Origin of the sequence: Corynebacterium sp. HMSC034B08 (assembly GCF_001835805.1) — a bacterium.
GTDB classification, from domain to species: domain Bacteria; phylum Actinomycetota; class Actinomycetes; order Mycobacteriales; family Mycobacteriaceae; genus Corynebacterium; species Corynebacterium coyleae.
In genome coordinates, this window is sequence record NZ_KV825974.1 from 1 (window position 1) to 400 (window position 400).

A 400-nucleotide genomic window follows, 5' to 3' on the forward strand; every position below is an offset into this window, starting at 1 on the left:
CGAATCAAAGCCGAGCAGCTTCGCGCGCTCGAGGCGCAGCTTCACCGACTCGGCGACGATGTCGGCGTTGGTGTCGCGACCGCGGGCGCGGGAGGCGTCGAAAAGCTTGTGGCGCGCGCCCGAGTTTTCGAGTTCGGCCTGCAGGGACTGGGTGGTCGGCAGTTCGATCGGCACGACGAAACGCTCGCCGTCCTGGTAGGCCTCGATCTGTGCCTCGGACAGGCCGTCGAGTTCTTCGCGGGTCAGTTCCACGGCGAGTTTCTTCGTATCCGCCAGCAGGTTGCGGCCGAAGAGTTCGGACAGTTCGGACAGGCGCTGGTTGATCTCCTGCAGGCGCGTCTTGCCGGCCGCATCCAGGTCGGCGCCGCGACGTGCGAACCGGCGCTTGAGCTCGTCGTGA

Annotated in this window: 1 pseudogene; it reads right to left on the reverse strand. The window is 66.5% G+C overall.

Annotated elements, in window-relative coordinates:
• A pseudogene (locus HMPREF2656_RS13185) lies at positions 1-400 on the reverse strand (M3 family metallopeptidase); the annotation flags it as partial.